Here is a 19,458-nt window from a genome sequence, read left to right on the forward strand (position 1 = left end):
AAACGCGAAGGCCGGCCCCCTCATGACAAAGGGGCCGGCCTCCTCTTCTACTTACAAGCTAGGAAAAGCGAACTGCGACGCTTCATGGCTAGCGCGCTGCGGCCAGCGCTGGGTGATGGCCTTGCGGCGAGTGTAGAAACGCACGCCATCCGGACCATAGGCATGAAGATCGCCAAACAGCGAGCGCTTCCAACCACCAAAGCTGTGGTAAGCCACAGGCACCGGCAACGGTACGTTCACGCCCACCATGCCGACTTCGATCTCATCGCAGAACAACCGCGCCGCTTCCCCATCACGGGTGAAGATGCAGGTGCCGTTGCCATACTCGTGATCGTTGATCAGTTGCATCGCCTCTTCCAGGCTGTTGACGCGGACAACGCAAAGCACCGGGCCGAAGATCTCTTCTTTATAGATACGCATTTCCGGGGTGACGTTGTCGAACAGGCAGCCACCGAGGAAGAAACCTTCTTCATGACCCGGCACGCTCAGACCACGGCCGTCGACCACCAGGGTCGCGCCCGCCGCTACACCGTCCTCGACATAACCGCTGACCTTGTCTCGTGCCTGACCGGTGACCAGCGGCCCCATGTCCAGGCCGCACGAAGTACCTGCGCCGATTTTCAGCGCCTTGATCTGCGGAGTCAGTTTGGCCACCAGTGCATCGGCAACCTGATCGCCCACGCAGACAGCCACGGAAATCGCCATGCAGCGCTCACCGCACGAACCGTAGGCAGCGCCCATCAGTGCGCTGACGGCGTTGTCCAGATCCGCATCCGGCATCAGCACCGCATGGTTCTTGGCCCCGCCCAATGCCTGGACGCGTTTGCCGCGCTTGGTGCCTTCGGCGTAGATGTATTCGGCAATCGGCGTTGAACCAACGAAGCTCAGTGCTTTGACTTCAGGCGCTTCGATCAGCGCGTCTACTGCAGCCTTGTCACCATGGACCACGCTCAGCACGCCTTTTGGCAGACCCGCTTCCAGCAGCAGTTGTGCGATCAGCAGTGTCGAGCTCGGATCACGCTCGGATGGCTTGAGGATGAAGCAGTTGCCGCAGACGATCGCCAGTGGGTACATCCACAGTGGCACCATGGCCGGGAAGTTGAACGGCGTAATGCCGGCCACTACGCCCAGCGGCTGGAAGTCCGACCAGGCATCGATGTTCGGGCCGACGTTGCGGCTGTACTCGCCCTTGAGGATTTCCGGTGCCGCACAGGCGAACTCGACGTTCTCGATGCCGCGCTTCAATTCACCGGCAGCGTCTTCCAGGGTCTTGCCATGTTCTTCGCTGATCAGTTGGGCGATGCGCGCCTCGTTCTGCTCCAGCAGTTGCTTGAAGCGGAACATCACCTGGGCACGTTTGGCCGCCGGGGTGTTGCGCCAGGCCGGGAAGGCAGCCTTGGCCGCGTCGATAGCCTGTTGGATGGTTTCACGGCTGGCCAGTGGCAGCTTGTGGATCGCCTGACCGGTGGACGGGTTGAACACGTCGGTGCTACGGCCGGTTTCGGTGATCAGCTCACCGTTGATCAAATGCGGAATAACGCTCATGAAAGCTCCTGGAAATGTGTCCACGGGCACCCTCTGAAGGGCGCCTTCTATATAGATGTGCTGTTGCGTCAAATCAGTCGAGTTTGCTCAGCACTTCGCCAACCGCGTCGAACAGGCGATCCAGATCCTGCGGCTTGCTGTTGAAGGTTGGGCCGAACTGCAGGGTGTCGCCGCCGAAGCGTACGTAGAAGCCGGCTTTCCACAGCGCCATGCCCGCCTCGAATGGACGCACGATGGCATCGCCGTCACGCGGTGCGATCTGGATGGCACCGGCCAGGCCGTAGTTGCGGATGTCGATGATGTTTTTCGTGCCTTTCAGGCCGTGCAGTGCATTTTCGAAATGCGGCGCGACTTCGGCCACGCTCTGCACCAGGTTTTCCTTTTGCAGCAGGTCGAGTGCAGCCAGGCCCGCGGCGCAAGCTACCGGGTGAGCGGAATAGGTGTAGCCGTGCGGGAATTCCACAGCGTATTCAGGCGTGGCCTGGTTCATGAAGGTCTGGTAGATCTCGGAGCTGGCAATCACCGCGCCCATCGGGATCGCGCCATTGGTGACTTGCTTGGCGATGCACATCAGGTCCGGGGTCACGCCAAAGGTGGTGGCGCCGAACATGGTGCCGGTACGACCGAAACCAGTGATCACTTCGTCGAACACCAGCAGGATGCTGTGCTGATCGCAAATCTCACGCAGACGCTTGAGGTAACCCTGAGGTGGCACCAGTACGCCAGCGGAACCGGCCAATGGCTCGACGAACACGGCGGCGATGTTCGAGGCATCGTGCAGCTCGATCAGTTTCAGCAGCTCATCGGCCAGAGCGATACCGCCCTGCTCCGGCATGCCGCGCGAGAAGGCATTGCTCGCCAGCAACGTGTGCGGCAGGTGGTCGACGTCCATCATCGCCTGACCGAACAGTTTGCGGTTGCCGTTGACGCCGCCCAGGCTGGTGCCGGCGATGTTTACGCCGTGATAGCCACGGGCGCGACCGATCATTTTGGTCTTGGCCGGCTGGCCCTTCAGGCGCCAGTAGGCGCGCACCATCTTCACCGCGGTGTCGGCACATTCGGAGCCGGAGTCGGTGAAGAACACATGGTTCAGGTTGCCAGGCGTCAGGTCGGTGATTTTTTCCGCCAGCTGGAACGACAGCGGGTGGCCGTACTGAAAGCCTGGGGAGTAATCGAGGGTGCCCAGTTGCTTGGCGACCGCTTCCTGAATCTCCTTGCGGGTGTGACCGGCACCACAGGTCCACAGGCCCGACAGCGAGTCATAGACCTTGCGGCCCTTGTCGTCGATCAGCCAGCTGCCTTCGGCGCCCACGATCAGGCGCGGGTCACGCTGGAAGTTACGGTTGGCGGTGTACGGCATCCAGTGCGCATCGAGCTTCAGTTGGCTGGCCAGAGAAGTCGGTGCGTTTTCAGGCAAATTCATGGGTGGAACCTCGCAAGGCAATAAGCGGCGCAGGGATTGAAAAGCGTTGTTGCAGCTAAATTGACACGAGGATAAAGTCGGTGAAATCCAACTTTTCTAACCTTTAGTCAGCCACTGGCTAAACTATCGAGCCATCCCCATGAGCAGCCGCCGTCCCGACCCACTGGCGCAAGTCAGCGACTTTGATATTCGCCTGTTGCGGATCTTTCGCAGCGTGGTTGAGTCCGGTGGGTTCTCTGCCGCCGAGAGCGTGCTCGGCATTGGTCGCTCGGCCATTAGCCAGCAAATGAGCGATCTGGAACAGCGCCTCGGCCTGCGCCTGTGCCAGCGCGGCCGTGCAGGATTTTCCCTGACCGAAGAAGGCCGCGAGGTCTACCAATCGGCATTGCAGCTATTAAGTGCGCTGGAAAGCTTTCGCACCGAGGTCAACGGCCTGCACCAGCACTTGCGCGGCGAGTTGACCATCGGCCTGACCGACAACCTGGTCACCCTGCCTCACATGCGCATCACCCATGCGCTGGCCCAGTTGAAGGAGCGCGGGCCGGATGTGCAGATCCAGATCCGCATGATCCCGCCCAATGAGGTGGAGCAAGGCGTGCTCGACGGCCGCTTGCATGTCGGCGTGGTACCGCAAGCCAGCGCATTGTCGGGGCTGGAATATCAACCGCTCTACAGCGAGCGCTCGCTGCTGTATTGCGCAGTGGGCCATCCGCTGTTCTACGTCGACGACAAACAGCTGGACGATGCGCGCCTCAATCAACAGGACGCCATCGCCCCGACCTTTCGCTTGCCGGTGGAAATCCAGGCGCATTACCAGGCGCTCAATTGCACCGCCAGCGCCTCCGACCGCGAAGGCATGGCCTTCCTGATTCTAACCGGGCGCTACATCGGTTACCTGCCGGATCACTACGCCAGCCTTTGGGTTCAGCAAGGCCGCCTGCGCGCACTGAAACCCAAAGCGCGCTTCTATGACCTGAGCCTCGCCTCGGTCACCCGCAAGGGGCGTCGCCCGCACCTGGTGCTGGAGAGTTTTCTGGAGAGTCTGGCCGCGACACGTTGAACACCACCGTCCCTGCAGGAGCCGAGCTTGCTCGCGATAGCGGACTGACATTCAACATTCATGGTGACTGAACTGGCGCAATCGCGAGCAAGCTCGGCTCCTACAGGGGTTGCGGTAGACTTGTCTGCAGCTTGTGGGTGCGCTATCAACGCACTCGCCGCCCACATCCACCTGACCGGAAGTGCCTATGACCTTTGAAGTCCCAGCTCACGGCGGCAAACCCGCCAGCCGCATTCGTCAGAAGAACGAAGAGACCATCATCAAAGCCGCCGAAGACGAGTTCGCCCGTCACGGGTTCAAAGGCACCAGCATGAACACCATCGCCCAGAATGCCGGCTTGCCCAAGGCGAACCTGCATTATTACTTCACCAACAAACTCGGTTTGTACGTGGCGGTGTTGAGCAACATCCTTCAGCTGTGGGATAGCACTTTCAATACACTGACCGCCGAAGACGATCCGGCAGAGGCCCTGACCCGCTACATCCGCGCGAAAATGGAGTTTTCCCGGCGCCAGCCGCAAGCTTCACGGGTTTTCGCCATGGAGGTCATCAGTGGTGGCGAATGCCTGACCGAGTATTTCAACCAGGACTACCGCGCCTGGTTCCAGGGTCGGGCCGCGGTGTTCCAGGCCTGGATCGACGCCGGCAAAATGGACCCGGTCGATCCGGTCAATCTGATTTTCCTGTTGTGGGGCAGCACCCAGCACTACGCCGATTTCGCCACCCAGATCTGCCGTGTCAGCGGGCGCAGCAAGTTGACCAAACAGGATATGGAAGACGCTGGCAACAACCTGATCCGCATCATTCTCAAGGGCTGCGGCCTGAAGCCAAGCATTTAAGACACCTATGCCATTTACCCTCAGCGGCTTTTGCGAATACCGCGAAGAAATTCGCAAAAGCCGTTTCATTACCTTCGCCTCCCCCATCGCCAGCCCTGCCGACGCGCAGACGTTTATCGAGCAGCACAGCGATCTGAACGCCACGCACAACTGCTGGGCGTGGAAGCTCGGCGATCAATACCGCAGCACCGATGACGGCGAACCCGGCGGCACCGCTGGCCGGCCCATTCTGGCGGCGATCGAGGCGCAGGATTGCGATCAGGTCGCGGTGCTGGTGATTCGCTGGTACGGCGGCATTCAACTGGGCACAGGTGGACTCGCCCGAGCCTATGGCGGTGGCGCCAATAAATGCCTGCAGGCAGCGCCGAAGATCGAGCTGATCAGCCGGGTACCCCTGCGTTGTGCCTGCGCGTTTAGCGAGTTGGCGCTGGTGAAGTTGAGGGTCGCGGAACTCGGCGGGCTGGTGGTGCAGGAAGATTTCACCGCCAATGGTGTCGAACTGCAGCTGGCGGTAGGCGAAGCGCAGATTGAAACGCTGCAGAAACTGCTGGCCGATTTGAGCCGCGGGCGCATTCTGCTGCAGCGTTGAAGGCTGCGATTTTTTAGAACCTTCTGGTTATCCCCAGCCTCGAATATTTGCCCACATCTGCTGTGCACCCGGCTGTGGATAACCTGAGCACATACCGCTGTAACCCTTCTGTCATAAGGGTTTGCGGGATTTGTTCACTTTTCGTCCAATTTGCCATCAGAAAATACAAATTCAATTAAAAACAGATACTTAGGTTGGTTTATCACTTTTGGAAGATAGCCAACTCGCGCTTATGCCCGACCTTTGAGCTTGCGCACAAATACTGTGGAGCAATCTGTGGATAACCCGTTCATTCCCGTCGCCGCCCCATGCCGGACATGGCTTGCACGCGACTGATCATTTTTTGAGCAAAACCTCCAGCACACAGGCCTGCCAGCCAACAATCAACTCGACGCCTCGCATCAGGCGTTGCAGCATAGGTCCAGCCATCGCTGTCTATTGAATCCGTGACCCTCATTTATCCAGGAAGCCACTCATGTCCAAGGCAAAAACCGCACTCATCATCGGTGCCTCCCGGGGGCTGGGCCTCGGTCTGGTGAAAACCCTGCTGGCCGATGGCTGGCAAGTCACCGCCACCGTGCGCAACCCACAGAATGCCGAGGCCCTGAAAGCATTGGGCAAAGTACGGATCGAGAAACTCGACATGGACGATCAGCAAGCGGTGATCGCCCTGAGCCAGCAACTCAAGGGCGAAGTGTTCGATCTGCTGTTCGTCAATGCCGGCGTCAAAGGCCCGGACGTGCAAACGCCGGGCGGCGCAACGCTGGCCGAAGTCGGCCAGCTGTTTTTCACCAACGCCGTGGCGCCGATCAACCTCGCCCAGCACTTCGTGGGCCAGATCCGCCCGGACACCGGCGTGCTGGCGTTCATGAGTTCGGTGCTCGGCAGCGTGACCATGCCCGATGCACCGGAACTGGCGCTGTACAAGGCCAGCAAGGCCGCGCTGAACTCCATGACCAACAGCTTTGTCACGCAATTGAACCAGCAATCGGGCGAACAGAACCTCACGGTGCTGTCCCTGCACCCGGGCTGGGTGAAAACCGACATGGGCGGTGAAGGTGCCGACATTGATGTGCAAACCAGCACCCGAGGACTGGTCGATCAGGTGAACGCCTATGTCGGCAAGGGCGGGCATCATTTTGTGAACTACCGGGGTGAGACGATTCCCTGGTAATCACCACGGCCTTGCTTTTGCAGGAGCCGAGCTTGCTCGCGATGGCGGTGTGCCAGTCAAAAACAATGGACCAGACCCACCGCCATCGCGAGCAAGCTCGGCTCCTACAGGGTGCTTCGTTGTTCTGTCGGTCCGGGCTTGCCCATTGAGATCTTTTGATCGACACTTCGCACCTCGCCTCCCCGGCGACCCTGGATCAGCAGACAGGGCAACACTGAGCTGGCAACCCTGAACCCAACTTTCAGAGGAGCCGGCCAACATGCCTGCGACCCGTACCTGGTTAAAAAATCCCCTCGCCATTTTCACGGCCAACGGTCTCGATGCCCGTGGCGGCCTGGTGCTACAAGACGGTGTGATCGTCGAAGTGCTCGGCGCCGGCCAGCAACCGTCCGTACCCTGTGGACAAGTATTCGATGCCCGCGAACATGTGATCCTGCCGGGGCTGATCAACACCCATCACCACTTCTATCAAACCCTGACCCGCGCCTGGGCGCCGGTGGTCAACCAGCCGCTGTTCCCGTGGCTGAAAACCCTGTATCCGGTCTGGGCGCGCCTGACACCTGAAAAGCTCGCGCTGGCCAGCAAAGTCGCGCTGGCCGAGCTGCTGTTGTCCGGCTGCACCACGGCCGCCGACCACCACTACCTGTTCCCGGACGGACTGGAGAACGCCATCGACGTGCAAGTCGAGAGCGTGCGCGAACTTGGCATGCGCGCCATGCTGACGCGCGGTTCCATGAGCCTGGGCGAGAAGGATGGCGGCCTGCCACCGCAGCAGACCGTGCAAGAAGGCCAGGTGATTCTCGACGACAGCCAGCGCCTGATCGCCGAATACCACGAACGCGAAGACGGCGCGCAAATCCAGATCGCCCTGGCACCCTGCTCGCCGTTCTCGGTGACCCCGGAAATCATGTCCGCCAGCGCCGAACTGGCGAACAAGCTCGATGTGCGCCTGCACACACATCTGGCGGAAACCCTCGACGAAGAAGATTTCTGCCTGCAACGCTTCGGCCTGCGCACCGTGGATTATCTGGACAGCGTCGGCTGGCTCGGCCCACGCACCTGGCTGGCCCACGGCATCCACTTCAACCCGGATGAAATCACCCGCCTCGGCGCCGCCGGCACCGGCATCTGCCATTGCCCTAGCTCGAACATGCGCCTGGCTTCCGGCATCTGCCCGAGCATCGAATTGACCGACGCCGGGGCGCCGTTGGGCCTGGGCGTGGACGGCTCGGCCTCCAACGATGCGTCGAACATGATCCTCGAAGCGCGTCAGGCGCTGTACATCCAGCGCCTGCGTTACGGCGCGGAGAAGATCACTCCGGAACGCGTGCTGGGCTGGGCCACCAAAGGCTCGGCACAGCTGCTCGGCCGCAGCGATATCGGTGAACTGGCCGTCGGCAAACAGGCTGACCTGGCACTGTTCAAGCTGGATGAACTGCGCTTCTCCGGCAGCCACGATCCGGTGTCGGCGCTGCTGCTGTGCGGCGCGGACCGGGCGGATCGGGTGATGGTCGGTGGTAAGTGGCGAGTGATTGACGGACAGGTCGAGGGGCTGGATTTGAAGGGGTTGATTGCCGATCACAGCCAGGCGGCGCGGCAACTGATCGCCGGTTCCTGATACCCCGGTAAAACCTGTGGGAGCGAGCCTGCTCGCGATAGCGGTCTGTCAGTCATTTGTGGGTCGACTGATGATCCGTCATCGCGAGCAGGCTCGCTCCCACAGTGGTTTTTGGGGCTCAAAGGCCGAGCAGCGACAACATGATGAACGTCGCAAACAGCACAAAGTGCGTCATGCCTTCGATGGCATTGGTCTCTCCGTCATTGAGGTTGATCGCGCTGACGATCAGGGTGATGAAGATCATCACGGTCTGCACCGGGGTCATCGCCATCTGGAAGGGCTGGCCGGTGTAGAGCGCCATCGCTTCCATCACCGGCACCGTCAGGATCACCGTCGACAGCGACGCACCCAACGCGATGTTGACCACCGACTGCATGCGGTTGGCCAGCGCCGCGCGCAACGCCGTCAGAATCTCAGGCGCCGCAGAGATCGTCGCCACCAGGATCGCCGTGACCACCGGCGGTGCCCCCGTCCCCTCCAGGCCCAGATCGAGGGTCTTGGACATCACCTCCGCCAGGGCGCCGATCACCACCACGCCGAACACCAGGATGCCAATGGACAGCGCCAGGCTGACCGGCTTCGGCTCTTGCTCCAACGGCTCTTTCCTGCGGCGTTTGTCCGGGTAGCTGTAGCTGAAAAAGTAACTGTGGGGCCCGACCTGCATGCGCAGGAACAGGGCGTAGAGCACCACCATCGCGCCAATGGTGAACGCCGAATACAGCTTCCAGCGCGCTTCGGGAATGAACTCCGGGACCACCATCGACACGCCCATGGCGGTGAGAATCATCACGCTGTAGCTGCGTGCCGAATCATCGTTGTAGGACTGTTCGCCATGCTTGAGCCCGCCCATCAACGCCGCCAGGCCGAGGATGCCGTTGATGTCGAGCATCACCGCCGAATAAATCGTGTCGCGCACCAAAGTCGCCGAGGCTTCGTTGCTCATCATGATCGCCAGGATCACCACTTCCACCAGCACAGCGGCCAGGGTCAGGATCATGGTGCCGTAGGGATCACCGACTTTTTCCGCGAGCAATTCGGCCTGATGGGCCACGCGCATCGAGGCGGCAATGATGAACGCGATCAACACCAGCCCGGCGCTCAGCGCGACCGCCTGCCCGCTGTGCAGCAGCCAATGCTCCAGCGGGAACGCAACCATGGCGGCGAGCACCGCCAGCAGCAGAAAGCTTTCCTGTTTGAGGATCGTGAGCATGGCGAGCCTTTTGCTACTGCGCTTGCAATAGCGAAGTTGATAAGCGACTGACTGCGCAGCGCTGCTAATGTTTCGTTAGACCTTAGCCCATTGATGTTTCAAGTCGGGCCGGGCTTATGAACCTTTCGGTCAGGTTTTACCGATTGTTTCTGCTGGCGCCTGTAGAATGCCCACCATCTGCACCTGATGAGAAAAGAATATGTACGACTGGCTCAACGCCCTGCCCAAGGCAGAACTGCACTTGCATCTGGAGGGTTCGCTGGAGCCCGAGCTGCTGTTCGCCCTGGCCGAACGCAACAAGATCGCCCTGCCGTGGAGCGATGTCGAAACCCTGCGCAAGGCCTACGCCTTCAACAACCTGCAAGAGTTTCTCGACCTGTACTACCAGGGCGCCGGCGTGCTGCAAACGTCCCAGGATTTCTACGACCTGACCTGGGCCTACCTGCTGCGCTGCAAAGAGCAGAACGTGATTCACACCGAACCGTTCTTCGATCCCCAGACCCACACTGACCGTGGCATCCCGTTCGAGGTGGTGCTGAACGGTATCGCCGCCGCACTGAAGGACGGTGAGCAACAACTGGGCATCACCAGCGGTTTGATCCTGAGCTTCCTGCGCCACCTGAGCGAAGAGCAAGCCGAGAAAACCCTCGACCAGGCGCTGCCGTTCCGTGAGGCCTTTGTCGCCGTTGGCCTGGACAGCTCCGAGATGGGCCACCCGCCGAGCAAGTTCCAGCGCGTGTTCGACCGTGCCCGTGGCGAAGGCTTCCTGACTGTCGCTCACGCCGGTGAAGAAGGTCCGCCCGAGTACATCTGGGAAGCCCTCGACCTGCTGAAAATCCAGCGCATCGACCATGGCGTGCGCGCTATCGAAGACGAGCGCCTGATGCAGCGGATTATCGACGAACAGATCCCGTTGACCGTGTGCCCGCTGTCCAACACCAAGCTCTGCGTGTTCGATCACATGTCGCAGCACAACATTCTCGACATGCTGGAACGTGGCGTGAAAGTGACGGTGAACTCGGATGATCCGGCGTACTTCGGCGGCTACGTCACCGAGAACTTCCATGCGCTGCACACCCATCTGGGCATGACCCAGGCCCAGGCAAAGCGCCTGGCGCAGAACAGCCTGGATGCGCGGTTGGTGAAACCGTAAGACCACCACAAACCAATGTGGGAGCGAGCCTGCTCGCGAAGAGGGAGTGTCAGTCGACATCATCGGTGACTGACACACCGCCATCGCGAGCAGGCTCGCTCCCACATTTACATTCGCGTCCCTCCTACAACGCCATTTCCATCTCGGTTTCCCTGGCGAAGCGGTGGATTTCGCGCTGCCCGGCAACGGTCAGCTGCAAAGCCCGTGAATCACCCGGCAGGCTCAGCCAGCCAGACTGCATGAACAGCTGCAACAACGCCGCCCCGAGCGAGCCGCCCATGTGCGGGCGTCTTTCGCTCCAGTCAGGACAGGCACACGCCGACTTGCCGTTACGGTGGGCCAGTGCCTGGATGAACACGCCCCGCGCGGCCAACTCCGTCGAGCCCTTGAGCGTGATGGTCACCCGCTGATCGAACTGTTCGATCCAGCCCGCCTCCAGCAGCCTCTGATACAGATCCGCAGCCAGCGTGCCGCCCAGATGATCGTCGCACAGCCGCGCGCGCAACAACGACGAGCGCCTGGCCTGGGGTTTGGCCAGGGGCGTGGCGTGTCTGAAAATACTTGGAATGTCCTGGGGGGAACTGGCCAGCGTCGCACTGGCCAGCGCCTCGATCGCGGCACCGACTTCAGGCGTCGCAAGGCGGAAGAAGCGCTTTCGTCCACGGGTTTCGACTTTCAACAGTCCACCTGTGGACAAGCGCCCCAGGTGGGCACTGGCCGAAGACGGTGACAGGCCGGCCAGCAGGGCCAACTCCTCGGCCTGTCGCGCTGTGCCGTCCATCAAGGCCCACATCATTGCGCTGCGCTTGGGGTCAGCCAGCAAGGTGGCTATCTGGCTGATGCAAGGTGCATGTTCCATGAATTCACTCCCTGTTGAATCGTTCGTCTGCTGCTCGGAGGCATCTTGACCACAAATGCACCGTCGTCCAATCCGTGGAAAACGCTAAAAGCCGCGCAAAGTCTTCGCCCAACCCGGCCATCTCCGGGCTGGCTTCGAGACGGCCTCGCGAAAGGGTGTGGAGCAAGCTGGAAGCCTGTGGAAGGGCCTCGCAACTGTGTCCGACGGTGCGTACGTGAGAGGCGCTAGTATAGGCGGGCCGAACGCGGGTTCCTGCCCTTTGCAAATCCATGATGCTGATAGTCCCTGAGGGAAATTTCGCTTTTTTCCTGCGATTAATGACCGATTCCCGTTAACCCCGGAAAACGACTGCTCAATGCAGCGCATCGGCTGGCAAGCATTTCCCGCAGCAGGTTCACAGGCTTACTCAATTGTGCGCGATGGGCGCACAACAAATTCAGCGGAGCGCGCTCGCAGAGCAGTTCCGGCATCAGCACCTTCAAGCGGCCCGCCAAGACATCGGCGGCCACATCGAGCCAGGATTTATAGGCAATCCCGGCGCCCGCCACGGCCCACAACCGCACCACATCGGCATCGTCACTGAAACGGTCACCGCTGACGGTCAGGCCGACCTCGCGTTTACCGTCGTGAAAACTCCAGTGGTCGTGTACCCGACTGCCAAGCATGTACAGCAGGCAATTGTGCTGCGCCAATTGCTCGAGCTGGCGTGGCTCGCCATGCCGCGCGAGATAGCTCGGCGCGGCACAGAGCACGCGCCGGTTGTGCGCGGCGACAGGTAGCGCCACCAGGCTGGAATCTTCCGGCTCGCCGTAGCGCAGGGCGATGTCCACCGGCTGGCGGAACAGATCGGCGATGCGGTCGCCCAGCAATAGACGCACAGTCAGCCTCGGGTGCTCGCGCTGGAACTCGTCCAGCCAGGGCAGCAGCAGGTTGCGGCCGAAGTCCGACGGTGCCGACAGCTGCAACACGCCACTGACCTGGTCCTGGCCACTGGCCAATAACCGCCGCCCCTCATCGAGGTTGCTAAGGGCCGCCCGGGCATATTCCAGAAAGCCCTCACCTTCGGCGGTCAGGCGCAGGCTGCGGGTCGACCGGGTGAGCAAGCGTGCGCCGAGCTGTTGCTCGATGCGCTTGAGCGCCGCACTGGCCACCGCCGCCGACATATCCATGCCCCGTGCGGCCGCCGACAGGCTGCCCAGATCCGCGGCCCGGACGAACAACTGCAAATCATCGAAACGCAGCATGCGAAATCCATTATCAAAAAAATATTGAAAGAGACTGCTCTTTTAGCGGGTTTTTTCTTCGGCAGAAATAACCAATCATCTCCCCATCGAAATCACCCCGTTTCAGGAGCCCCTGATGAAAGCCATTGCCTACTACGCGTCCCTGCCGATCAGCGACGAAAAATCCCTGCAAGACATCGAACTGCCGGAGCCGGTCGCCGGGCCCCGTGACCTGTTGGTGGAAGTCAAAGCCATTTCGGTCAACCCGGTGGACACCAAGGTCCGTCAGAACGTGCAGCCTGAAGGCGGCGCAGCGAAGGTGCTGGGTTGGGATGTGGCCGGCGTGGTCAAGGCCGTGGGCAGTGACGTGACCCTGTTCAAGGCCGGCGACAAAGTGTTTTACGCCGGCTCCATCGCCCGTGCCGGCGGCAACAGCGAGCTGCATGTGGTGGATGAGCGGATCGTCGGCCATATGCCGAAAACCCTCGGTTTCGCTGAAGCGGCCGCCCTGCCCCTGACCGCGATCACCGCATGGGAATTGCTATTCGAGCGCCTGCAAATTCGCGAAGGCAAAAACGATGAAGGCCAGAGCCTGCTGATCGTCGGTGCCGCCGGCGGTGTCGGCTCGATCCTCACCCAACTGGCGAAACAACTTACCGGCCTGAACGTGATCGGCACCGCATCGCGTCCACAGACCCAGAGCTGGGTGAAGGAGCTGGGCGCCGACCGGGTGATCGATCACAGCCAGCCACTGAGCGAAGCGCTGAAACAGGCCGGCATTGCTCAGGTGACCCACGTTGCCAGCCTGACCCAGACCGATCATCACCTCGATCAATTGATCGAAGCGTTGACGCCACAGGGCAAACTGGCATTGATCGATGACCCCAAATCCCTGGATGTGACCAAGCTCAAGCGCAAGAGCCTGTCCCTGCACTGGGAGTTCATGTACACCCGCTCGCTGTTCGAAACCCCGGACATGATCGAGCAGCACAAACTGCTCAATCGCGTGGCGCAATTGATCGATGCCGGAACGTTGAAAACCACGGTCGGCGAGCACTTTGGAACCATCAATGCGGCCAATCTGCGGCGTGCCCATGCCCTGCTGGAAAGCGGTAAATCCAAGGGCAAGATCGTGTTGGAAGGGTTCTGAAAAAGGATCCAAAAATCGCCACCTGCGGCCGCGGGTGGCGATCATTTGCCGTCAGTCCGACAGTTGATCCTTGTCACAATGTTGATCGTTTTCAGGTCTACACTCGAGATCTCTGCGAGACAATCTTTTAGTTGAGGAGGTCAGTAATGAAGATCCTGATAAAAGAATTGGCAAAGTCCCAGTGGCAGGTACGCCTGGACCAACACGCCGTGACATTCCGCAGTGAAGCCGAAGCACGCGCCTTCACCACGACCCTCGAAGCGCGCCTGCAAGCGCCCCATCAGATACCCAATCGTCAGCAACGCGCTGTCGGCTGAGGCCCTACTCAGACCTGAGCTTGCGCCAACGCCCGGGCATTCTGTAGACGCCGGGTGAGCATGGCTGCGCTCACCACCAATGCTCCACACAGGCTGATGACCATGGCCATCGGCATGGCGCTGCCGTCGTGTAAAACACCCACCAGCGCGGCGGCGCCGGCTGCAACACTGAATTGCAGGCAGCCGAGCATCGCCGACGCGCTGCCCGCCCGCGCGCCCTGGCCGTTCATTGCACAGGCCGAGGCATTGGGAATGATGCAGCCCAGGCTGGCGATGCAGATAAACAATGGAATCAACAGCGGCCACAGTTTCTCGGTGTGCAAGGCACTGACCGCCAACAGGGTCAGTCCGGCGCCGAAGTAAACCCAAACTGCGCGAGCGAGGAGGAACGCCGGCCCACGCTTGGACAGCAACCGCGCATTGACTTGCGCCACCAGGATGAAGCCCGCGGCGTTGGTGCCGAACAGCCAGCCGAAATGCTCGGCCGGCACGCCATAGAGCTTGATGAAGACGAACGGCGAGCCGGCGATGTACGCAAACATGCCGGCAATGGCGATACCGCCGGTCAGGGCGTGGCCGAGGAACACCGAATCGGTGAGCAGGCGGCCGTACTGGCGCAACGCCCCGGACAGCGGCTGACGCGGAACATGGGCCGGCAGGCTTTCCGGCAAACCGAGGGCCACGGCCAATCCGGCCAAGGCGCTGAAACCGGTCAGCACCAGAAAGATCGACTGCCAGCCGCTGGTGTTGACCAGCAGGCCGCCCAGCATCGGCGCGAGAATCGGCGCCAGGCCCATCACCAGCATCAGCTGCGAAAAGACCTTGGCTGCCCCTACCGCATCACACTTGTCGCTGACCACCGCCCGGGAAATCACCATCCCCGCGCAGCCGCCCAATGCCTGGATAAACCGCGCGCCAATCAGCCATTCCAGATTCGGCGCATAGGCGCATGCCAACGAAGCCAGGGTAAACAGCGCGACACCGGCCAACAGCGGAATGCGCCGGCCGAACCGATCCGCCACCGGCCCGTAACCCAGTTGCCCGATGGACAACCCCAGGAAGTACGCCGCAAGCGTCAACTGAACGTGTTTTTCGTCCGTGCCGAAGGCCTGCGCCATGGCCGGGAACGCCGGCAGATAGAAATCGATCGCCAGCGGACCGAAAGCGCTCAAGGCGCCAAGAATAAGGATCGTGCGGAAATTCATCAGGCATCCAGTTGGGCAGAAGTCGGCAGCCCGACAGTCTAGCCGCGCATGGACGCCTTGAACATTCCGATAGCTCGCTAACTATTAAAAACTCATGGGTGAACGCAAAAAAATACTGCAGGAGCGAGCCTGCTCGCGATAGCGGTGTGCCAGGCAACATCAATGTTGAATGTTAAGCCGCTATCGCGAGCAGGCTCGCTCCTACAAGGGGCGCGCCACTCTTCAGGCAATTTTGATTTCGTAGCCTTCTTCACTGATCGCTGCGATCACCTGCTCCGCCGTCAAGGCCGACTCGACGCCGACTTCCCTGGCCGCCAGGTCGACACGCACGCTGGCCGCTGGGTCCCTGGCCTGGACCGCTTCGGTGATGGCCTTGACGCAGTGACCGCAGGACATGCCTTCGACATTGAACACTTGCATGGACAACTCCTTTTATAAGGCTGTTGAGTGAGATTGCCGCCAGTGTCGAGCTTGCCACCATGGCAAGGTCAAGTTCTGAAGTGATCTGCCGGGCTGGCAATTGGCGCCGCGCTCGGCCAAGCTGCGTCCATTCATGTTTCGAACTCAGGAGATTCAGCGATGCGCTGGTCAGCTTTCAGCCTGTTTGGCCTGCTCGGCCTTATTGCCGCCATGCCTTCGGCCCATGCCGCCGGGGAAGACTATGGCGTGCTGATCATTTCCCGCGAGCGACTGGAAGTCGCGACCAGTTGCGAAATTGGCGTGTACATCCACGACCAGTTGTCCGCGCGGCTGTTCCAGGAGCAAAGCACCTCGTTCAACCTGCCGCCGGGCAATGTCTCCCTGCGCCTCAAGTTGCTGCCGGGCCAGGTACCGGGTTGCAATCCGGGCATGCTGGCGCCGGGTTCGCAGGACATCACGCTGCGCGCGGGTGAAGTGCAGAAGTACCGGATTGCGATGACGCAGGAAGGGATGTACCTCAAGCGCGCAGGCCTCGGGTACTGACATAAATCCCTGTGGGAGCGAGCCTGCTCGCGATAGCGGTGTATCAGCCAACATCTGCACAACTGACAGATCGCCATCGCGAGCAAGCTCGCTCCCACAAGGATTGAAGTGAACTTCAGATTGGTGCTTGACCTTGCCAACATGGCAAGGTTGATCCTGTAGACATCTTCTACAGGGAGCGTGCCCCATGTCCGAATCCACCACTTTCGATCTGCCGATTGCCGGCATGACCTGCGCCAGTTGCGCCGGGCGTGTCGAGCGCGCCTTGAGCAAAGTCATCGGTGCCAGTGCCGTCAGTGTCAACCTGGCCACTGAACAGGCGCGGGTTCAAGCGCCGGCGGGCAGCCTCCCGGCGCTGATGGAGGCCGTGCACAAAGCCGGCTACAGCGTCCCGCAACAAAGCCTGGAATTGAGCATCGACGGCATGACCTGCGCGTCCTGCGTCGGCCGTGTCGAAAGGGCCTTGAGCAAGGTGCCGGGGGTCAAGAGCGTCAGCGTCAACCTGGCCAACGAACGTGCGCATCTGGAGCTGCTGGGGCAGATCGATGCGCAAACCCTGATCGGCGCCGTGACCAGGGCCGGTTACGCCGCCAGCGTCTGGCAAGCCGATCACCCGGCCACCGATACCCAACAAAGCCGCCTGCACCGCGAACGCTGGGCCTTGATCGCGGCCATCGTTCTCGCCTTGCCGCTGGTCTTGCCGATGCTGCTGCAACCGTTCGGCGTGCACTGGATGCTCCCCGCCTGGGCGCAATTCGCGCTGGCCACACCGGTGCAATTCATCTTCGGTGCGCGGTTTTATGTCGCCGCCTGGAAAGCCGTGCGCGCCGGTGCCGGCAACATGGATTTGCTGGTCGCCCTGGGCACCAGCGCCGGCTACGGCTTGAGCGTCTACGAATGGGCCACCGCCACCGGGCGCATGCCGCATCTTTATTTCGAAGCGTCGGCCGTGGTCATCGCGCTGGTGCTGCTGGGCAAATACCTGGAAAGCCGCGCCAAACGCCAGACCGCCAGCGCCATTCGCGCCTTGGAGGCGCTGCGTCCGGAGCGGGCGATTCAGGTGATCGACGGCCGCGAACAGGACGTCGCCATCAGCGCCCTGCGCGTCAATGATCTGGTGCTGGTCAAACCCGGCGAGCGCTTCCCGGTGGACGGTGAAGTCGTCGACGGCCAGAGCCATGCCGACGAAGCGCTGATCAGCGGCGAGAGCCTGCCGGTGCCCAAGCAGCCCGGCGATAAAGTCACCGGTGGTGCCATCAATGGCGAAGGCCGGCTGCTGGTGCGCACTCAGGCGCTCGGCGCCGAAACGGTGCTGGCGCGGATCATTCGGCTGGTGGAAGACGCCCAGGCTGCCAAAGCGCCGATCCAGAAACTTGTGGATAAAGTCAGCCAGATCTTTGTCCCGGTGGTGCTGTTGCTGGCCCTGGCGACCCTGATCGGCTGGTGGTTGTACGGCGCGCCCCTGGAAACTGCGCTGATCAATGCCGTCGCCGTACTGGTGATCGCCTGCCCTTGTGCGCTGGGGCTGGCCACGCCGACGGCGATCATGGCCGGTACCGGGGTGGCGGCGCGCCACGGGATTCTGATCAAGGACGCCGAAGCCCTGGAGCGTGCCCACGAAGTCAGCGCGGTGGTGTTCGACAAGACCGGCACCCTGACTTCCGGCACCCCGCGCATCGCACATTTGCAGGCCCTCGAGGGTGACGAAGCCAGGCTGCTGCAACTGGCCGGCGCCCTGCAACGCGGCAGCGAGCATCCGCTGGCCAGGGCCGTGCTGGATGAATGTGCGCAACGCGGCCTCAACGTGGCAGACGTCAGCGACAGCCAATCCCTGACCGGACGCGGCATCGCCGGAAGCCTCGATGGCCGGCGGCTGGCCTTGGGTAATCGGCGTCTGTTGGAGGAAAGCGGATTGAGCGCCCCGCCCCTGGCCGATCTGGCCAGCGCCTGGGAAACCGAAGGCCGGACCCTGTCCTGGCTGATCGAGCAAAGCCCCGCACCACAGGTGTTGGGACTGTTCGCTTTCGGTGACACCTTGAAACCCGGTGCGCTGCAGGCCGTCCAACAACTCAACGCGCGGCACATCGGCAGCCACCTGCTGACCGGCGACAATCGCGGCAGCGCTAAAGTGGTTGCCGATGCGCTGGGCATCACCAGCGTGCACGCCGAAGTGCTGCCCGCGGACAAAGCGGCCGAAGTCGCGGCCCTGAAGAAATCCGGGGTGGTGGCGATGGTCGGCGACGGAATCAACGATGCGCCGGCACTGGCGGCGGCCGATATCGGCATTGCCATGGGCGGCGGCACCGACGTCGCCATGCACGCCGCCGGGATCACCCTGATGCGCGGCGACCCGCGCCTGGTGCCCGCGGCCCTGGAGATCAGCCGCAAGACCTACGCGAAGATCCGGCAAAATCTGTTCTGGGCGTTCGTCTATAACCTGATCGGCATTCCGCTGGCGGCTTTCGGCTTCCTCAACCCGGTGCTGGCGGGCGCGGCCATGGCGTTGTCGAGTGTGAGCGTGGTGAGCAATGCGCTACTGTTGAAAACCTGGAAACCCGAGGATCTGGAGGACAACCGATGAACATCGGCCAAGCGGCCCGCCAAAGCGGTCTGAGCGCAAAGATGATCCGTTATTACGAATCCATCGGCCTGCTCAAGGCGGCCCATCGCACCGACAGCGGCTACCGGCTCTATGGCAACGACGACCTGCACACCCTGGCGTTCATCAAGCGCTCCCGGGACCTGGGTTTTTCCCTGGAAGAGGTCGGCAAGCTGCTGACCCTCTGGCAGGACCGCCAGCGCGCCAGTGCCGATGTGAAGGCCCTGGCTCGACAGCACATCGACGAGTTGAACCAGAAAATCCGCGAGCTGGGGCAGTTGCGCGATACCTTGCAGGATCTGGTGGAGCATTGTCAGGGGGACCATCGGCCGGATTGTCCGATTCTCAAGAATCTGGAGTCGGGGTGTTGTGCTGAAGCGGTTCGTGCCTGACGCATTGAGGCTGGACATACCGACGCCATCGCGGGCAAGCCCGCTCCCACAGGGATCTCGGGTGTGAATGCTATCTATGCCACACAACGGAACACTGTGGGAGCGAGCTTGCTCGCGATGGCGGATTCATGGGCGACATG

18 protein-coding genes are annotated in these 19,458 nt (G+C 61.5%); 11 read left to right on the top strand and 7 right to left on the bottom strand.

Translation table 11 applies throughout. The annotated features are described in order from the left end of the window. Nucleotides 1–51: 51 nt before the first annotated feature. On the bottom strand, nt 52–1,545 hold the full coding sequence (locus ABTV29_RS27810; RefSeq protein ID WP_110966209.1) for a CoA-acylating methylmalonate-semialdehyde dehydrogenase: 1,494 nt from the start codon (nt 1,543–1,545) through the stop codon (nt 52–54). Between the two features lie 73 nt (nt 1,546–1,618). After that, nucleotides 1,619–2,968: an aspartate aminotransferase family protein gene (locus ABTV29_RS27815; RefSeq protein ID WP_433767741.1), complete on the bottom strand. Its 1,350-nt coding sequence runs from the start codon at nt 2,966–2,968 to the stop codon at nt 1,619–1,621. Nucleotides 2,969–3,107: 139 nt separating this feature from the next. Here ABTV29_RS27815 and ABTV29_RS27820 point away from each other — a divergent pair, with 139 nt between their 5' ends. The 5 genes from ABTV29_RS27820 (at nt 3,108) to ABTV29_RS27840 (ending at nt 8,247) form a co-directional block, all read left to right on the top strand. After that, a complete protein-coding gene (locus ABTV29_RS27820; RefSeq protein WP_433767742.1) occupies nt 3,108–4,028 on the top strand; it encodes a LysR family transcriptional regulator in 921 nt (306 codons plus the stop codon). Between the two features lie 187 nt (nt 4,029–4,215). Continuing rightward, nucleotides 4,216–4,866, top strand: a complete 651-nt coding sequence (locus tag ABTV29_RS27825) for a TetR/AcrR family transcriptional regulator (RefSeq protein WP_433767743.1) — start codon at nt 4,216–4,218, stop codon at nt 4,864–4,866. Nucleotides 4,867–4,873: 7 nt separating this feature from the next. After that, nucleotides 4,874–5,455 (top strand): IMPACT family protein, encoded by a 582-nt coding sequence (locus ABTV29_RS27830; protein WP_433767744.1) that lies wholly within the window; start codon nt 4,874–4,876, stop codon nt 5,453–5,455. A gap of 475 nt (nt 5,456–5,930) precedes the next feature. Continuing rightward, a complete protein-coding gene (locus tag ABTV29_RS27835) occupies nt 5,931–6,629 on the top strand; it encodes an SDR family oxidoreductase (RefSeq protein WP_433767745.1) in 699 nt (232 codons plus the stop codon). A gap of 259 nt (nt 6,630–6,888) precedes the next feature. Beyond that, complete coding sequence (locus ABTV29_RS27840; protein ID WP_433767746.1) at nt 6,889–8,247, top strand: 8-oxoguanine deaminase; 1,359 nt, start codon at nt 6,889–6,891, stop codon at nt 8,245–8,247. Between the two features lie 118 nt (nt 8,248–8,365). Here ABTV29_RS27840 and ABTV29_RS27845 read toward each other — a convergent pair whose 3' ends face one another. Beyond that, nucleotides 8,366–9,457 (bottom strand): calcium:proton antiporter, encoded by a 1,092-nt coding sequence (locus tag ABTV29_RS27845; protein WP_433767747.1) that lies wholly within the window; start codon nt 9,455–9,457, stop codon nt 8,366–8,368. A gap of 199 nt (nt 9,458–9,656) precedes the next feature. Here ABTV29_RS27845 and ABTV29_RS27850 point away from each other — a divergent pair, with 199 nt between their 5' ends. Further along, nucleotides 9,657–10,610, top strand: a complete 954-nt coding sequence (locus ABTV29_RS27850) for an adenosine deaminase (RefSeq protein ID WP_433767748.1) — start codon at nt 9,657–9,659, stop codon at nt 10,608–10,610. A gap of 124 nt (nt 10,611–10,734) precedes the next feature. Here ABTV29_RS27850 and ABTV29_RS27855 read toward each other — a convergent pair whose 3' ends face one another. After that, nucleotides 10,735–11,469 (bottom strand): ArsR/SmtB family transcription factor, encoded by a 735-nt coding sequence (locus ABTV29_RS27855; RefSeq protein WP_433767749.1) that lies wholly within the window; start codon nt 11,467–11,469, stop codon nt 10,735–10,737. A 314-nt stretch (nt 11,470–11,783) separates the two neighbouring features. Further along, nucleotides 11,784–12,713 (bottom strand): LysR family transcriptional regulator, encoded by a 930-nt coding sequence (locus tag ABTV29_RS27860; protein ID WP_433767750.1) that lies wholly within the window; start codon nt 12,711–12,713, stop codon nt 11,784–11,786. 115 nt (nt 12,714–12,828) lie between these two features. On the opposite strand from ABTV29_RS27860, the gene ABTV29_RS27865 reads away from it, so the two are divergent. Both ABTV29_RS27865 and ABTV29_RS27870 read left to right on the top strand, forming a co-directional pair. Further along, nucleotides 12,829–13,842, top strand: a complete 1,014-nt coding sequence (locus tag ABTV29_RS27865; protein WP_433767751.1) for a zinc-binding alcohol dehydrogenase family protein — start codon at nt 12,829–12,831, stop codon at nt 13,840–13,842. Nucleotides 13,843–13,988: 146 nt separating this feature from the next. Continuing rightward, complete coding sequence (locus tag ABTV29_RS27870) at nt 13,989–14,159, top strand: hypothetical protein (protein WP_433767752.1); 171 nt, start codon at nt 13,989–13,991, stop codon at nt 14,157–14,159. Nucleotides 14,160–14,167: 8 nt separating this feature from the next. On the opposite strand, the gene ABTV29_RS27875 is transcribed toward ABTV29_RS27870, so the two are convergent. Both ABTV29_RS27875 and ABTV29_RS27880 read right to left on the bottom strand, forming a co-directional pair. Further along, a complete protein-coding gene (locus ABTV29_RS27875; RefSeq protein ID WP_433767753.1) occupies nt 14,168–15,364 on the bottom strand; it encodes a multidrug effflux MFS transporter in 1,197 nt (398 codons plus the stop codon). A gap of 222 nt (nt 15,365–15,586) precedes the next feature. Then, on the bottom strand, nt 15,587–15,784 hold the full coding sequence (locus ABTV29_RS27880) for a cation transporter (protein WP_433767754.1): 198 nt from the start codon (nt 15,782–15,784) through the stop codon (nt 15,587–15,589). A gap of 159 nt (nt 15,785–15,943) precedes the next feature. Between ABTV29_RS27880 and ABTV29_RS27885 the strand changes: the two genes are divergently transcribed. The 3 genes from ABTV29_RS27885 to cueR all read left to right on the top strand — a co-directional run bounded on the left by ABTV29_RS27885 (nt 15,944) and on the right by cueR (nt 19,318). Beyond that, entirely contained in the window at nt 15,944–16,327 is a 384-nt protein-coding gene (locus ABTV29_RS27885; RefSeq protein WP_433767755.1) for a hypothetical protein, read from the top strand. A 187-nt stretch (nt 16,328–16,514) separates the two neighbouring features. After that, nucleotides 16,515–18,908: a heavy metal translocating P-type ATPase gene (locus tag ABTV29_RS27890; RefSeq protein WP_433767756.1), complete on the top strand. Its 2,394-nt coding sequence runs from the start codon at nt 16,515–16,517 to the stop codon at nt 18,906–18,908. Continuing rightward, complete coding sequence (cueR, locus tag ABTV29_RS27895; protein ID WP_433767757.1) at nt 18,905–19,318, top strand: Cu(I)-responsive transcriptional regulator; 414 nt, start codon at nt 18,905–18,907, stop codon at nt 19,316–19,318. Before ABTV29_RS27890 ends, cueR begins: the two co-directional genes overlap by 4 nt. The last annotated feature ends 140 nt before the right edge of the window (nt 19,319–19,458 follow it).

Source organism: Pseudomonas putida, from assembly GCF_050989985.1.
In the GTDB taxonomy this organism is placed as follows: Bacteria; Pseudomonadota; Gammaproteobacteria; order Pseudomonadales; family Pseudomonadaceae; genus Aquipseudomonas; species Aquipseudomonas putida_AI.

What these genes read in the sequence shown, in the direction of transcription:
- ABTV29_RS27810 (WP_110966209.1), bottom strand. Translation starts at nt 1,545, where the DNA reads ATGAGCGTTATTCCGCATTTGATCAACGGTGAGCTGATCACCGAAACC.
- ABTV29_RS27815 (WP_433767741.1), bottom strand. Translation starts at nt 2,968, where the DNA reads ATGAATTTGCCTGAAAACGCACCGACTTCTCTGGCCAGCCAACTGAAG.
- ABTV29_RS27820 (WP_433767742.1), top strand. Translation starts at nt 3,108, where the DNA reads ATGAGCAGCCGCCGTCCCGACCCACTGGCGCAAGTCAGCGACTTTGAT.
- ABTV29_RS27825 (WP_433767743.1), top strand. Translation starts at nt 4,216, where the DNA reads ATGACCTTTGAAGTCCCAGCTCACGGCGGCAAACCCGCCAGCCGCATT.
- ABTV29_RS27830 (WP_433767744.1), top strand. Translation starts at nt 4,874, where the DNA reads ATGCCATTTACCCTCAGCGGCTTTTGCGAATACCGCGAAGAAATTCGC.
- ABTV29_RS27835 (WP_433767745.1), top strand. Translation starts at nt 5,931, where the DNA reads ATGTCCAAGGCAAAAACCGCACTCATCATCGGTGCCTCCCGGGGGCTG.
- ABTV29_RS27840 (WP_433767746.1), top strand. Translation starts at nt 6,889, where the DNA reads ATGCCTGCGACCCGTACCTGGTTAAAAAATCCCCTCGCCATTTTCACG.
- ABTV29_RS27845 (WP_433767747.1), bottom strand. Translation starts at nt 9,457, where the DNA reads ATGCTCACGATCCTCAAACAGGAAAGCTTTCTGCTGCTGGCGGTGCTC.
- ABTV29_RS27850 (WP_433767748.1), top strand. Translation starts at nt 9,657, where the DNA reads ATGTACGACTGGCTCAACGCCCTGCCCAAGGCAGAACTGCACTTGCAT.
- ABTV29_RS27855 (WP_433767749.1), bottom strand. Translation starts at nt 11,469, where the DNA reads ATGGAACATGCACCTTGCATCAGCCAGATAGCCACCTTGCTGGCTGAC.
- ABTV29_RS27860 (WP_433767750.1), bottom strand. Translation starts at nt 12,713, where the DNA reads ATGCTGCGTTTCGATGATTTGCAGTTGTTCGTCCGGGCCGCGGATCTG.
- ABTV29_RS27865 (WP_433767751.1), top strand. Translation starts at nt 12,829, where the DNA reads ATGAAAGCCATTGCCTACTACGCGTCCCTGCCGATCAGCGACGAAAAA.
- ABTV29_RS27870 (WP_433767752.1), top strand. Translation starts at nt 13,989, where the DNA reads ATGAAGATCCTGATAAAAGAATTGGCAAAGTCCCAGTGGCAGGTACGC.
- ABTV29_RS27875 (WP_433767753.1), bottom strand. Translation starts at nt 15,364, where the DNA reads ATGAATTTCCGCACGATCCTTATTCTTGGCGCCTTGAGCGCTTTCGGT.
- ABTV29_RS27880 (WP_433767754.1), bottom strand. Translation starts at nt 15,784, where the DNA reads ATGCAAGTGTTCAATGTCGAAGGCATGTCCTGCGGTCACTGCGTCAAG.
- ABTV29_RS27885 (WP_433767755.1), top strand. Translation starts at nt 15,944, where the DNA reads ATGCGCTGGTCAGCTTTCAGCCTGTTTGGCCTGCTCGGCCTTATTGCC.
- ABTV29_RS27890 (WP_433767756.1), top strand. Translation starts at nt 16,515, where the DNA reads ATGTCCGAATCCACCACTTTCGATCTGCCGATTGCCGGCATGACCTGC.
- cueR (WP_433767757.1), top strand. Translation starts at nt 18,905, where the DNA reads ATGAACATCGGCCAAGCGGCCCGCCAAAGCGGTCTGAGCGCAAAGATG.